The organism is Pseudomonas syringae (genome assembly GCF_002157375.1).
Classification (GTDB): domain Bacteria; phylum Pseudomonadota; class Gammaproteobacteria; order Pseudomonadales; family Pseudomonadaceae; genus Aquipseudomonas; species Aquipseudomonas syringae_T.
Genome location: NZ_MTSA01000001.1, coordinates 32,755 through 46,439, shown reverse-complemented (window position 1 = coordinate 46,439; position 13,685 = coordinate 32,755). Strand labels below are relative to the sequence as shown.

Sequence of the window (13,685 nt, the reverse complement as noted above, 5' to 3'; positions counted from 1 at the left end):
GACTCCGGACGTGCATTTAGGGGCTACCTTACCGCCTGTCAGACCTCCGGCAAACCGCTATGTTCGTTGCAACCTTTACCGCGCGGGCGGTTGCAGGCGACAGCCTTGCCGATCGCCTTGCCACACTGCGCTGCTGGTCCGCCCCAGACCGCTGGCCACGACACGCTTCTGGCCCGCGTCGTCGGTCAGAGTGCTGGGCACGTACTGTTTGACGTACGCCCGGCAGTACGCTTCGGGATTGTTCATCACGTACCGACACGAGCAGTATTCCTTGGCGGTGTAGGCACTGATGATGGTCGGAAAGGCTTGCAGGTTCACACGGTACTGCCAGGCAAGGACTGCGAGCACGGCAATGATCAGCATCAGCAAGCTGCTGAATGGACGACGCAGGATAAACATTCGACGGCTGTTCATTGGCCGGTCTCCTTGCCGAATGTCGTTTGCAACAGCGTGAGCATTTGATCGTGATTGTAAGTGCCGTCGCGGTCATCGGCGTAGCGCACGATCACCAGTTTCTGGCTGGGGATCACATACATCGCCTGCCCCCAGTGCCCCAGCGCGGCGAACGTATCAGGGGGCGCGTCCGGCCACGGCCCCTTGCCGTCATCCGCCGTGCGATTGAGCCACCACTGACCACCGGGCACTTCCGCGCTCGCGTCCACTTGCTCGCCGGCAAACGGCTTCAGCACAAAATCGATCCATTCCTTATTGACTAATTGCCTCCCCTGCCATTCACCGCCGCGCTGCATCAGCAAACCGATGCGGGCCAGATCGCGAGCCGTCATGTAGGCATAGGACGACCCCACGAACGTGCCGCTGCTGTCGGTTTCCCAGACAGCGCTGTGGATGCCAAGCGGGTCAAACAGCGCTGCCCACGGGTAATTCGCATACGCCTGTTGCCCGACGATGGTTTTCAGTGCGGCGGCAAGCACGTTGCTGTCACCACTGGAATAAAGGTACGCCTTGCCCGGTGGCTTGGCCGCCGCGTGCTCGGCGGTGAAACGTGCCATGTCATCGCGCCCCCGGGTGTAGAGCATGGCGACCACGGACGAGTTGAGCGGCGCGTATTCGTAATCCTCCTGCCAGTCCAGGCCCGAGGCCCAATGCATCAGGTCTTTAATGGCGATATCGGGGTGCTTCTGGAACGGCGGGTAGAACTTCGCGACCGGGTCATTCAACTGAAAGCGTCCGTCTGTAAACGCCACACCCAGCACGGTCGCCAGAATGCTTTTGCTGATCGACCAGGTGAGATGCGGAGTCTGTTGCGTGGTGACACCGGCATAGTGTTCGTACACCACTTCGCCGTCACGGACGACCAGCAGCGCGTCGGTGCGTATGCCTTTGCGGGTCTCTTCATCGCGTGGCGGGAAGGCGTAGCTTTCAAGTGCTTCAATCGCGGGGGATCGCGGTACTGAGCGGGTTGACCACTGCTCGGCGGGCCATGTGTCGGCGACAGCGTTTTGAATGCTGACACCCAGCACGAAAAGCAGACACAGACGGACAAATCCATAAGGCATGACAAAGTCTCGAAGGGGCCATCCGCGCACAGTATCAGGGCTTTATGACAGCCAGCCAATGCAACGTTGGCACGAGAGTCAGCCCCGTTTGTATCAAGCACGAAAACCAGAAAGCCTCCGTCACACAACCATCACCAAAGCTTCACAGGCATGACACGGCATCTCCCTAGCCTGCAGTTACGGCAAAGCGCCTGGACAAATCAGTCAACCAGCCCTATCAGCCAAGGCTGGCTCATGGAGATTCGTATGACCCAGATCGCCCGCATTCGTGACAACACTTCTGAACGTCGCCTTCAGGCCGAGCGCCTGATTGGAACGCGCGCCTTGCAGGAAGCACAGGCCTTGCGTTTCAGTGTGTTCAGCGAAGAGTTCAACGCCCGACTCAATGGCGCTGAAGAAGGTCTGGATATCGATGACTATGATATTCACTGCTCGCACATCGGGGTTCGCGACCTGAACACCGGACGTCTGGTGGCCACCACGCGATTGCTCGACCATAAAGCGGCCAATACGCTGGGCAGCTTTTACAGTGAAGAAGAATTCAGCCTGCACGGCCTGGCTCATCTGCAAGGCCCGATTCTGGAACTGGGCCGCACCTGCGTCGACCCGGCCTACCGTAACGGCGGCACCATCGCGGTGTTGTGGAGCGAACTAGCCGAAGTGCTCAACGAGGGCGGCTACAGCTACCTGATGGGGTGCGCGAGCATCCCGATGCAGGACGGCGGCATTCAGGCCCACGCGATCATGCAGCGCCTGCGTGAACGCTACCTGTGCAACGAGCACCTGCGCGCCGAGCCAAAGAACCCGCTGCCGACCCTCGACATTCCGAGCAACGTGATCTGCGAAATGCCACCGCTGCTCAAGGCCTATATGCGCCTCGGGGCCAAAATTTGCGGCGAGCCGTGCTGGGACGAGGATTTCCAGGTCGCCGACGTGTTCATCCTGCTCAAGCGCGACGACCTGTGCCCACGCTACGCGCGTCACTTCAAGGCGGCCGTGTGATGAGCCGGATGCGCGGCTACGTCCGCGTGGCCCGAGTGCTGATGGTGGTAGCGCTCGGCCTGACGATTGCCGGAGCGTTCGCCATACTGGAACGCATCAAGTTCGGGAGTTCAATGGAGCGCAGGCAGCGCTGGAGCCGCTGGTTCATGGCGCGCCTGAGCAACGCCCTGCCCTTTCGCGTGACCGTGACCGGCGAATTGCCAAAGCAGCCGATGCTGTGGGTCAGCAATCATGTGTCATGGACCGACATCGCCCTGCTGGGCATGCTCGCGCCGCTGTCGTTCCTGTCCAAAGCCGAAGTGCGGACCTGGCCGGTGGCCGGCTGGCTGGCACTGAAAGCCGGTACGCTGTTCATTCGCCGTGGGTCGGGCGACAGCCGTCTGATCCAGAAGCAAATGTGCAATCACCTGCAACAGGGCAACGCGCTGCTGATCTTTCCGGAAGGCACCACCACTGATGGCAAGGGCCTGCGGACGTTCCACGGTCGCCTGCTGTCCAGTGCCATAGAAGCCGGCGTGCCCATCCAGCCGGTGGCCATCGGTTATTCGCGTGACGGCAAGCCTGACCCGATAGCCCCGTTCATTGGCGACGATGACCTGCTGTCACATTTGCGCCGCCTGTTCGCCAACGAACAAAGCGACGTGCATATCCACTTGCTGACACCGATCCCGACTGCGGATCAGGAGCGCGCCGCGCTGGCGTACAAAGCCCAGCAGGCCGTTCAAGTGGCGCTGTTTGGCGAACCTGTCGAGCCGAATGAAGTGGTTGCTCGCCCGGCCCGAGCCGCCTGAGCGAACGCCTCCAGTTGCGGATAGAACTCGGCGAAGTCCTCGCTCAAGGGCTGGTAAAGCGCATGCAGCTCCTGCATGCCGCCAGCCAGCCCTTCAGGGCGTGACAGCCGCCGGGATATCCCGCTCAGCACCTGTCCCAACACCTCGAAATCCCGATACGAACCCAGCCAGTCCTGCGCCGCCATGCGGGGTGCGATGAGCGCCAGTCGCTCAGGCAACTGCGGTTCGGCAGCCAGCGTGCCATAGACCTTGCGGGTAAACGCCTCCAGCGGCAGATCGGCATACACATGCCAGTCGCGAGCCAGACAGTGATCGAAGAAAACGTCCAGCATGATGCCCGCGTACCGCCGTCGCGGGGCCGGGAAGCGCGCAATGGACGCCTTGACCAACGGATGGCTGTCCGTAAAGGCATCAATGCTGCGGTGCAGACGAATGGCCGCTTCGAGTTCTGCAGGAAAACGTCCCGGCAGCGGACCTTTGACGAAGTCGCCATACAGGCTGCCGAGCAATTGGGCGGGTCGATGCCCGCCAAGATGAAGATGTGCCAGATAGTTCATGGGGCAAGCGTACGCCGCTTCCGGGCGTGCAGTCTATATATCGATATAACCCGATATACCGATTCGGTCGCCCTTAAGCACAAAATCATATTTGTATATCGCGAAATACAGATATAAGGTTCGCCCTATCGCGATATATCGCTACACCGCCTGTGAGAACGACATGCCCATCGACCTCGACGACATAATAAAAGCCTTGGCCCACCCGGTCCGCCGAGAAATCCTGACCTGGCTCAAGGACCCGCGCACAAGTTTTCCTGCCCAGCAGTACTCGATCGAACACGGCGTCTGCGCCGGACAGATCGATCAACGCGCCGGCTTGTCCCAGTCCACGGTGTCGGCCCATCTGGCAACGCTGCAACGCGCCGGGCTGATCAGCAGCAAGAAGGTGGGTCAATGGCACTTCTTCCGACGCAACGAAGAAGTGATCCAGGCGTTCGTTCAGGCGCTGGTTCATGAACTGAACAACCCGACCTGATTTTTACAAGTTTGCTTCAAGGAGATGCACCGTGCCCCTTTCGCTACTCATTCTGGCCCTGAGCGCCTTCGCTATCGGCACCACTGAATTCGTCATCATGGGCCTGTTGCCTGACGTTGCCGCCGACCTGGGTGTTTCCATTCCCGGCGCTGGCTGGCTGGTGACCGGCTATGCGCTGGGTGTCGCCGTCGGTGCGCCCTTCATGGCAATGGCCACGGCCAAACTGCCACGCAAGGCTGCGCTGGTGACGCTGATGGGAATTTTCATCATCGGCAATCTGCTCTGCGCGCTGGCCAGTGACTACAACGTCCTGATGTTCGCCCGAGTGGTCACGGCGCTGTGCCATGGCGCATTCTTCGGTATCGGCTCGGTCGTGGCGGCAGGCCTGGTTCCGGCCAACCGTCGTGCATCGGCGGTAGCGCTGATGTTCACCGGCCTGACCCTGGCCAACGTGCTGGGCGTCCCGCTGGGCACCGCGCTGGGTCAATACGCAGGCTGGCGCTCGACCTTCTGGGCCGTCACGGTCATCGGCGTGATTGCACTGATTGGTCTGATCCGTTTTCTGCCCACCAATCGCAACGAAGAAAAGCTCGACATGCGCGCCGAACTGGGCGCCCTCAAAGGTGCCGGTATCTGGCTGTCGCTGACCATGACCGCGCTGTTTTCGGCGTCCATGTTCACGCTGTTCACCTACATCGCACCGCTGCTCGGCGAAGTGACCGGCGTGTCGCCCAACGGCGTGACCTGGACCCTGCTGCTGATCGGCCTTGGCCTGACGGCAGGCAACGTGATCGGCGGCAAAATGGCTGATCGTCGTCTGTCGTCCACGCTGATTGCCGTGTTTGCGTCGATGGCCGTGATTTCCACAGCGCTGAGCTGGACCAGCACCGCGCTGATCCCGACTGAAATCACCCTGTTCCTCTGGGCGGTGGCAGCCTTTGCTGCGGTCCCGGCCTTGCAGATCAACGTGGTGACCTTCGGCAAAGCCGCACCCAATCTGGTTTCAACTCTGAACATCGGCGCATTCAACGTCGGTAACGCGCTTGGCGCCTGGGTCGGTGGCAGCGTTATCGCGCACGGCCTTGGCCTGACCAGCGTGCCTCTGGCGGCTGCCGTGCTGGCAGTGCTTGCCCTGATTATTACCCTGATTACGTTCCGCCAGACCGGCAATCCCGATCTGGCACACGCTACACATTGATCACTTACGAGGATTCGACACGTGACGACTATTTTTGACCCGATCACCATTGGCGATCTGCAACTGCCCAACCGCATCATCATGGCGCCCCTGACACGCTGCCGCGCCGATGAAGGCCGTGTGCCCAACGCGATGATGTCCGAGTATTACGTACAGCGCGCCTCGGCGGGCCTGATTCTGACCGAAGCTACGTCGGTCACGCCGATGGGCGTGGGCTATCCCGACACACCGGGCATCTGGTCCAGCGATCAGGTTCGTGGCTGGAGCAACATCACCAAGGCCGTACACAACGCAGGTGGCCGCATCGTGCTGCAACTGTGGCACGTGGGCCGCATTTCTCACCCTTCGTACCTGAATGGCGAAACGCCGGTTGCCCCTAGCGCCATCGCAGCCGAAGGCCATGTCAGCCTGATGCGCCCGATCACGCCGCTGCCAACGCCGCGTGCGCTGGAACTGGCTGAAATCGGTGACATCGTCGAGGCTTACCGGGTCGGCGCAGAAAACGCCAAGGCAGCGGGCTTCGACGGCGTAGAAGTTCACGGCGCCAACGGCTACCTGCTCGAGCAGTTCCTGCTGAGCGGATCCAACCAACGCACAGACCAGTACGGCGGCTCGGTGGAAAATCGTGCCCGTCTGCTGCTGGAAGTGACCGACGCGGTCATTGATGTCTGGGGTGCCGGCCGCGTCGGTGTGCATCTCTCGCCTCGTGCCGACATGCATGACATGAGCGATGAAAACCGTGCCGAAACCTTTGGCTACGTTGCCAAAGAGCTCGGCAAGCGCGGTATCGCGTTTATCTGCGCCCGTGAGCGTGATGCCGAAGACAGCCTTGGTCCGCAGTTGAAGAAGGATTTCGGCGGCGTCTACATCGCCAACGAGAAATTCACCAAGGACAGCGCCAATGCCTGGCTGGCAGACGGCAAGGCCGACGCCATCGCATTCGGTGTGCCTTACATTGCCAACCCGGACCTGCCAGAGCGTCTGGCCAGCGATGCACCGCTGAACGAACCTCATTCGGAGACGTTCTACGCTAAAGGCCCGGTCGGCTATATCGACTACCCACGCCTGTAAACCGGTAGCGCAATAAAAGAAACCCCGGCGCGCACGCGTCAGGGTTTCTTTGCATCTGCACCTGGATCAACAGTCCACGAGAGCGGGCAGCTGCGGCAGGGGATGCCCGACGTCAACGGCGCGCGTTGAGCTGCTGAGACAGGTTCTGGATCTGACTGGTCAGGGTGTTGATGTTGCGCGTCACCTGAGCGCGAAATGCATCAAACTCGGCCGTGTTGGTGCCTGCCGAAGGCGCCGGACGGTTCTCCTGCTCGCTTTTGAGGACCATCAGGTCCTGCTCGACCCGCGCAATGGCTGCCGACGGATCACCCTGCTTCTTCAGCGACGCGACATCGGCCGCCAGGCTTTTGATCTGCGCGTCCAGCTTGCCCTGCTCGGTCTGCGCCGTTTTCAATTCAGGCAACGAAGCCTTCAAGGCTGCCAGCTCAGTCACGACGTTTTTCAGTTGCTCCTGCAACTGCGTGCTTTCGGCCTGCTGCTGGGCGGTTTGCGCAGCCATCTGCTCCAGACGTTTGTCGAGGCTGCCCTGCTGGCCTTCGACGCCTTCGCGTTGTTTGTCCTGATCTTCCAGCTGTGCTTCCAGCAACTTGATACGCTGCTTGAGCGCCTCTCCATCACTGGACAACGCTTCGTTCGCGACCACTTTGCCGGAGATATCCTGCAGGCGTCCGGCCGCTTCTTCGCTGATCCGCGCGAAGCTCTCCTGCGTGGCAACCAGTTGCTGCTCCATCAGGGAAACCTGCTGAAAACTCCACCAGCCCAGGCCGCAAAAAGCGATGAACAACGCACCAACCAACGCCCACAACGGGCCAGTGCTCGGTCCCTTGACCTTGACCACCGGCGTGTTGCGCGAATAGACCGTGGTGCGCTCGCGGGCACCATTGCCCGGCGCGAAGTCATCATCGTCATCCTTGGCGGTCAGGCTCGGAACGTCATCGACGTCATCGTATGGATCGTTACGCATGAATAACCCTTCAGGAAGCTGTTAAACCAAAGTGGGGCAGTATAACAACAGCGCCTGCTCAATCTCACTGTGCCACTACCGTATTCAGATTGCGTGCTGTGCCTGCCACCAGCCACAGAATTCATCCAGCGCCGTCCACAGGCTGACGTGAGGCTGATAATCCAGATAATGCCTGGCGCGGCTGATATCAAGCGTAAAATCCTTGTTCATGACCTGCATACCCAGTCGCGACAGGGTAGGTTCAGGTCGGCCTGGCCAGAGCATGCAGGCGCCTTCGTTCATTGCCGCTGCGCTGTAAGCCAGCCCGTAAGAACGATAACGGGTGACCTGAGGCAGGTTCATCTGCCGCATCACATAGTTGATGGCATCCCATAACGGGACCGGCGTGCCGTTGCTGATGTTGTAGGCCTTGCCCAATGCGGAGCCGGTGGCCAGCAAGCTGCTCAACAGCGCTTCGTTGAGGTTTTGCATGCTGGTGAAATCCACCACATTCAAACCATTGCCAACGATGGACAGGCGCTTTTTACGCTGCATGTGCAGCAGCCGCGGGAAAATGCTGTTGTCACCGGCTCCCGTGACAAAGCGTGGCCGCAAGGCAATCACTTCCAGACCGAACTCTTCGGCGCCGAACACCTTTTGTTCAGCCAGGTATTTGGTCGCCGCGTAATGGTTGTGAAAACGCTTGGGGACCTGCTCTTCCTTGATGTCACGCCGGGAACGGCCATCAAAATAGATCGATGGCGACGAAAGATGGACCAGCCTTCGCACTCTTTGTTTCAGGCAGGCCTCGACAATGTTCTCGGTGAGTTGCACGTTGCCCTGCACGAAATCCTGACGACGGCCCCACACACCGACAGCGCCCGCGCAATGCACCACCGCCTCGACGTCGTCGCACAGCGCCCGGACCAGATAAGGGTCGGCAAGGTCGCCCTGAATGAACTCGGCGCCGCGCCTGACCAGATGCTCGACACCTTCGGCACGACGGCCATTGATCCGCACGCTCATGCCCTGCTCCAGGGCGAAACGCGCAAAGCGTCCACCGATGAAGCCGCTCGCGCCGGTGACCAGAATCTTCATTTACCGCTCCATTAACGGGTCTGCAGAAAGGCTACACCTGCCTGCATTGATTACACATGATCGTATTGACGATCATTCTTCGCTCAGCGGCACCAGCCAGCGTGCCGAGTGTTGCGCAAGGTGTTCGGTTAGACGCGTGAGCAACTGACCGCCGTTGCGCCAATGATGCCAGTACAGCGGCACATCGATGCAGCGCTCGGGAAGCAGTTCGCGCAACGAGCCGTTGCGCAATTGCTCGCGCACCTGCAGCTCGGGCGCCAGCCCCCAGCCCATGCCAGCTTCGATCATACGGATGAAACCCTCGGATGACGGGCATAGATGATGCTCGAAACCATCCTGCACCCCCAAAAGAGCCAGGTACCGATGCTGCAGGAAATCATCCGGTCCGTACACCAGCGCGGCCGACCTGGACAGCGCTTGAGCGCTGACACCGTCCGGAAAGTGCCGGGCGATAAATGACGGGCTGGCCAGCGCGCGATAGCGCATGGCGCCCAGCAACTGGCTGCGAGCACCGGCCACTGGCCGTTCGCTGCCACACAGGCAGGCCGCTACCTCACCGGCACGCATTCGTTTGAGCCCGACGTCCTGATCTTCCAGGACCAGGTCGAGCAGCAGGCGGTGTTGCGCGCAGAACTCCCCGACTGCCGGCGCCCACCAGGTCGCAAGGCTGTCGGCATTCAAGGCGATTCGCAGGCGCTCGGGCATTCCCTCTTCATCCAGAGACGGCACCTGGCTCTGTAAGTCCCGCTCCAGCAGGCGCACCTGTTGCACATGGTTGAGCAGGCGACGCCCGATGTCGGTCGGACTGGGCGGCGTTGCACGCACGAGGACCGGCTGACCGATCCGCGCTTCGAGCAATTTGATGCGCTGCGAAACCGCCGACTGTGACAGGCCTAACACGTGGGCGGCACGTTCGAAGCCAGCCTGTTCGATGACCGCCGCGAGCGCTGATAACAATTTGTAGTCGAACATCAGTTTTCCTAATGAGCGATCAGCATTATTGGTTTTCCTTATAACGCTTCAGGGACGAGAATCGCCACCTGAATCGGCTCAACGGGACACTCTTCATGTGGCAAAGCTACCTCAACGGCCTGCTGATCGCGGCAGGCCTGATCATGGCCATCGGTTCGCAAAATGCGTTCGTGCTGGCTCAGGGTCTACGTCGTGAACACCACGTACCCGTCGCGCTGCTGTGCATTCTCTGCGACGCCATACTGGTTGCGGTCGGCGTCTTCGGCCTGGCCAACGTATTGGCGCAAAACCCGACCTTGCTGGCGGTCGCGCGCTGGGGCGGTGTGATTTTCCTCAGTGTGTATGGCTTGCAGGCCCTGCGCCGTGCCTGCTCCAGACAAAGCCTTGAACAGAGCGCCGCGGCAGGTATCAGGTCGCGCCGCACCGTGCTGTTGAGCGCACTGGCTGTCACCCTGCTCAACCCGCATGTCTATCTGGACACCGTGTTGCTGATCGGCTCGCTCGGCGCACAGCAGAGCGTGCCTGGCGCCTACGTGGCCGGTGCAGCCAGTGCTTCACTGCTGTGGTTTTCAGCCCTTGCCATCGGCGCGGCGTGGCTTGCCCCCTGGCTGGCACGCCCCGCCACCTGGCGCCTGCTGGACGCGATGGTTGCGGTGATGATGTTCAGCGTGGCCTACCAGCTGATTCGCTCGGCCTGAAGGTTTCATGTCCGCAGGGGCAACACAGCAGGAACCTCTATCCCACACAGTTGTTGCGTGGTTATGCCGCAGACCCGGTGCTATGATCCGGGGTCTGCGCCGCAAAAGAGTAAAACTCCCGGTGCATGCTGTATCTGGCCGCCCGTGATCGGCCGTGCGATTACCGCAATTGACCTGTAAAGGAGATAAACCATGGCTTTTGAATTGCCGCCACTGCCCTACGCCAAAGACGCTCTGGTGCCGCACATTTCTGCGGAGACTCTGGAATATCACCACGACAAGCACCACAACACCTATGTCGTCAACCTGAACAACCTGGTGCCAGGCACCGAGTTCGAAGGCAAGACTCTGGAAGAAATCATCAAGACTTCTTCGGGCGGTATCTTCAACAACGCCGCTCAAGTCTGGAACCACACGTTCTACTGGGAATGCCTGGCGCCAAACGCCGGCGGCGAACCTACCGGCGCGCTGGCCGATGCAATCAATGCTGCGTTCGGTTCCTTCGAGAAGTTCAAGGAAGAGTTCAGCAAGACATCCATCGGCACCTTCGGCTCCGGCTGGGGCTGGCTGGTGAAGAAAGCCGATGGCTCCCTGGCGCTGGCCAGCACCATTGGTGCGGGCAACCCGTTGACCAGTGGTGACAAGCCATTGCTGACCTGCGACGTCTGGGAACACGCCTACTACATCGACTACCGCAATCTGCGTCCGAAGTACGTAGAAGCGTTCTGGAACCTCGTGAACTGGGACTTCGTGGCCAAGCAATACGCTGCCTGATCCTGGCGTCATCGAAGAACCCGGCCCCGGCCGGGTTTTTTTATGGTTCGCGCCTGGGAACGCCGTGATCACGACAAAGAATTAACACCCGGCGTCAAACATCGACTTGCCGGTCACACCACTGACGAATGTTTTTTTCGCCTGCCGCCCGGACTTTGTGTATTGTCGGAAAATCCGGGCTGACTCTTACCACGACGTAATTCTTTACAGTGTTCTGCTCAAGTGACGCTTATCGCCTTCCGACACACAGGGTTGGCGTTGGCCGGTGGATGCAGGGAACGCGAAGATCGACCATGTGCGCTTCTAAGATGTCACGACAGGCGCACCTGGTTTTTCGAGGGCCGTGAAGTTATACGCCCTCCGACATGAACTAAGGAACGGCCATTGAAGCTGGAACTCAAGAACAGCCTGTCGGTGAAGTTGCTGCGCGTCGTGCTGCTTTCGGCGCTTCTGGTAGGCGTCGTGCTGAGCTGTGCGCAGATCGTTTTCGACGCGTACAAGACCCGTCAGGCCGTTGCGAACGATGCCGAACGCATTCTCGGTATGTTCCGTGACCCGTCGACTCAGGCCGTCTACAGCCTTGATCGCGAAATGGGCATGCAGGTCATCGAGGGCCTGTTTCAGGATGACTCGGTGCGCATGGCGTCGATCGGCCATCCCAACGAAACCCTGCTTGCGGAAAAAGACCGTCCACTCAAAGCGTCTCCGACCCGGTGGCTGACCGATCTCATCCTCGGTCAGGAGCGCAGCTTCACCACTCAACTGGTGGGCCGTAGCCCTTACAGCGAGTACTACGGCGACCTGCGCATCACCCTCGACACTGCCAATTATGGCGAAGGCTTTCTGTTCAATGCCGGGGTCATCTTCATTGCCGGCGTATTGCGCGCTCTGGCAATGGGCCTGGTGTTGTACCTGGTCTATCACTGGTTGCTGACCAAGCCGCTGTCCAAAATCATCGAACACCTGATCGCCATCAACCCGGACCGGCCCAGCGAACATCAACTGCCCCTGCTCAAAGGCCACGAGAAAAACGAACTGGGGATCTGGGTCAATACGGCCAATCAGTTGCTGGCCTCCATCGAGCGTCATACTTACCTGCGGCACGAGGCGGAGAACAATCTGCAACGCATGGCGCAGTACGATTTTCTCACCGGCCTGCCCAATCGGCTCCAGTTGCAGACCGGGCTGGACAGGATTCTGGAGGACGCCGGACGTCAACAGCACCGGGTGGCGATTCTCTGTGTAGGCCTGGACGATTTCAAAGGCATCAACGAACAGTTCAGCTATCAATCGGGGGACCAATTGTTGCTGGCACTGGCAGACCGGTTACGCGCTCACAGCGGACGCCTCGGGGCACTGGCGCGGTTGGGCGGCGATCAGTTTGCGCTGGTGCAGGCCGACATCGAACAGCCCTACGAAGCGGCCGAGCTGGCGCAAAACATTCTAGATGAACTGGAAGCCCCCTTCGTGGTGGGCGAGCAACAGATCCGGCTGCGAGCGACCATCGGCATTACCCTGTTCCCCGAAGACGGCGACAGCACCGAGAAGCTGCTGCAGAAAGCCGAACAGACCATGACCCTCGCCAAGGCCCGTTCACGCAACCGGTATCAGTTCTATATCGCCAGTGTGGACAGCGAAATGCGCCGTCGCCGCGAACTCGAAAAAGACCTGCGCGAAGCCCTGCCGCGTAATCAGCTCTATCTGGTCTATCAGCCACAGATCAGCTACCGCGATCACCGTGTGGTCGGCGTAGAGGCGCTGATCCGCTGGCAACATCCGGAACACGGCCTGGTGCCACCGGACGTATTCATTCCACTGGCCGAACAGAACGGCACCATCATCGCCCTCGGCGAATGGGTGCTCGATCAGGCGTGCCGCCAGTTGCGCGAATGGCTCGATCAGGGCTTCACCGATTTGCGCATGGCGGTCAACCTGTCGACCGTGCAGCTGCATCACGCCGAACTGCCGCGCGTGGTCAACAACCTGTTGCAGATCTACCGCCTGCCGCCTCGCAGCCTGGAGCTGGAAGTCACTGAAACCGGCCTGATGGAAGACATTAATACCGCCGCCCAACACCTCCTGAGCCTGCGACGCTCCGGTGCGTTGATCGCCATTGATGACTTCGGCACGGGCTACTCATCGCTGAGCTACCTGAAAAGTCTGCCGCTGGACAAGATCAAGATCGACAAGAGTTTCGTTCAGGACCTGATTGACGACGACGATGACGCCACCATCGTGCGCGCAATCATTCAGCTGGGTAAAAGCCTGGGCATGCAGGTCATTGCCGAAGGAGTGGAAACCGTCGAGCAAGAGGCTTACGTGATGACCGAAGGCTGCCACGAAGGTCAGGGCTACCTGTACAGCAAGCCACTGCCCGCCCGGGAGTTGCTGACTTACCTGAAACAGAGTCGGCCGGGCAACGCTGCGTTGCACTGAATGACCTGACCGGGCAGGAGGCGATTATCAGTCATTTGAAACCGACGGTTACAACCTCCCGAATGCCTGAACACGACCACAAAGGCGTTTTGCCTTTACATCGAATGCAAATCTTTCGCATCATGTCGCAGATTTTATGGGCGCACCCTC

Annotated in this window: 14 protein-coding genes; 8 read left to right on the top strand and 6 right to left on the bottom strand. The window is 60.1% G+C overall.

Features of this window, described 5'->3' with window-relative positions; genetic code table 11:
* Positions 1 to 75: 75 nt before the first annotated feature.
* The gene (locus BW686_RS00220; protein ID WP_084913660.1) at positions 76 to 414 is read right to left on the bottom strand and encodes an amidase; all 339 of its coding nucleotides are present in this window, start codon (positions 412 to 414) and stop codon (positions 76 to 78) included.
* The gene (locus BW686_RS00215; protein ID WP_084913658.1) at positions 411 to 1,517 is read right to left on the bottom strand and encodes a serine hydrolase domain-containing protein; all 1,107 of its coding nucleotides are present in this window, start codon (positions 1,515 to 1,517) and stop codon (positions 411 to 413) included. The genes BW686_RS00220 and BW686_RS00215 overlap by 4 nt, the downstream gene beginning before the upstream one ends.
* Before the next feature lie 246 nt (positions 1,518 to 1,763).
* Here BW686_RS00215 and olsB point away from each other — a divergent pair, with 246 nt between their 5' ends.
* Together olsB and BW686_RS00205 are read left to right on the top strand one after the other, a co-directional pair.
* Positions 1,764 to 2,519 (top strand): L-ornithine N(alpha)-acyltransferase, encoded by a 756-nt coding sequence (gene olsB / locus BW686_RS00210; RefSeq protein ID WP_084913656.1) that lies wholly within the window; start codon positions 1,764 to 1,766, stop codon positions 2,517 to 2,519.
* Positions 2,519 to 3,310, top strand: a complete 792-nt coding sequence (locus BW686_RS00205; protein ID WP_084913654.1) for a lysophospholipid acyltransferase family protein — start codon at positions 2,519 to 2,521, stop codon at positions 3,308 to 3,310. The genes olsB and BW686_RS00205 overlap by 1 nt, the downstream gene beginning before the upstream one ends.
* Here BW686_RS00205 and BW686_RS00200 read toward each other — a convergent pair.
* A complete protein-coding gene (locus tag BW686_RS00200; RefSeq protein ID WP_084913652.1) occupies positions 3,241 to 3,867 on the bottom strand; it encodes an acyl carrier protein phosphodiesterase in 627 nt (208 codons plus the stop codon). The genes BW686_RS00205 and BW686_RS00200 overlap by 70 nt on opposite strands.
* Positions 3,868 to 4,030: 163 nt before the next feature.
* Here BW686_RS00200 and BW686_RS00195 point away from each other — a divergent pair, with 163 nt between their 5' ends.
* From BW686_RS00195 to BW686_RS00185, 3 genes are read left to right on the top strand one after another with little or no spacing between them, the layout of a single operon-like run.
* Positions 4,031 to 4,345 (top strand): ArsR/SmtB family transcription factor, encoded by a 315-nt coding sequence (locus BW686_RS00195; RefSeq protein ID WP_084913650.1) that lies wholly within the window; start codon positions 4,031 to 4,033, stop codon positions 4,343 to 4,345.
* Positions 4,346 to 4,376: 31 nt separating this feature from the next.
* Positions 4,377 to 5,543, top strand: coding sequence for an MFS transporter (locus BW686_RS00190; RefSeq protein ID WP_084913648.1), 1,167 nt, complete (start codon positions 4,377 to 4,379; stop codon positions 5,541 to 5,543).
* 21 nt (positions 5,544 to 5,564) lie between these two features.
* The gene (locus BW686_RS00185; RefSeq protein WP_084913647.1) at positions 5,565 to 6,614 is read left to right on the top strand and encodes an alkene reductase; all 1,050 of its coding nucleotides are present in this window, start codon (positions 5,565 to 5,567) and stop codon (positions 6,612 to 6,614) included.
* Positions 6,615 to 6,726: 112 nt separating this feature from the next.
* Here the strand turns inward: BW686_RS00185 and BW686_RS00180 are convergent, their stop codons facing one another.
* The 3 genes from BW686_RS00180 to BW686_RS00170 all read right to left on the bottom strand — a co-directional run bounded on the left by BW686_RS00180 (position 6,727) and on the right by BW686_RS00170 (position 9,627).
* On the bottom strand, positions 6,727 to 7,578 hold the full coding sequence (locus BW686_RS00180) for an ATPase (protein WP_084913645.1): 852 nt from the start codon (positions 7,576 to 7,578) through the stop codon (positions 6,727 to 6,729).
* Between the two features lie 84 nt (positions 7,579 to 7,662).
* The gene (locus BW686_RS00175; RefSeq protein ID WP_084913643.1) at positions 7,663 to 8,655 is read right to left on the bottom strand and encodes an NAD-dependent epimerase/dehydratase family protein; all 993 of its coding nucleotides are present in this window, start codon (positions 8,653 to 8,655) and stop codon (positions 7,663 to 7,665) included.
* Positions 8,656 to 8,727: 72 nt separating this feature from the next.
* A complete protein-coding gene (locus BW686_RS00170; protein WP_084913640.1) occupies positions 8,728 to 9,627 on the bottom strand; it encodes a LysR family transcriptional regulator ArgP in 900 nt (299 codons plus the stop codon).
* A 95-nt stretch (positions 9,628 to 9,722) separates the two neighbouring features.
* On the opposite strand from BW686_RS00170, the gene BW686_RS00165 reads away from it, so the two are divergent.
* The 3 genes from BW686_RS00165 (at position 9,723) to BW686_RS00155 (ending at position 13,535) form a co-directional block, all read left to right on the top strand.
* Positions 9,723 to 10,325 (top strand): LysE/ArgO family amino acid transporter, encoded by a 603-nt coding sequence (locus BW686_RS00165; protein ID WP_084913638.1) that lies wholly within the window; start codon positions 9,723 to 9,725, stop codon positions 10,323 to 10,325.
* A 192-nt stretch (positions 10,326 to 10,517) separates the two neighbouring features.
* Positions 10,518 to 11,099 carry a superoxide dismutase [Fe] gene (gene sodB / locus BW686_RS00160; RefSeq protein ID WP_084913636.1) on the top strand — a complete coding sequence of 194 codons (582 nt, stop codon included), beginning with the start codon at positions 10,518 to 10,520 and terminating at the stop codon, positions 11,097 to 11,099.
* Between the two features lie 384 nt (positions 11,100 to 11,483).
* Entirely contained in the window at positions 11,484 to 13,535 is a 2,052-nt protein-coding gene (locus tag BW686_RS00155) for a putative bifunctional diguanylate cyclase/phosphodiesterase (protein WP_084913634.1), read from the top strand.
* The last annotated feature ends 150 nt before the right edge of the window (positions 13,536 to 13,685 follow it).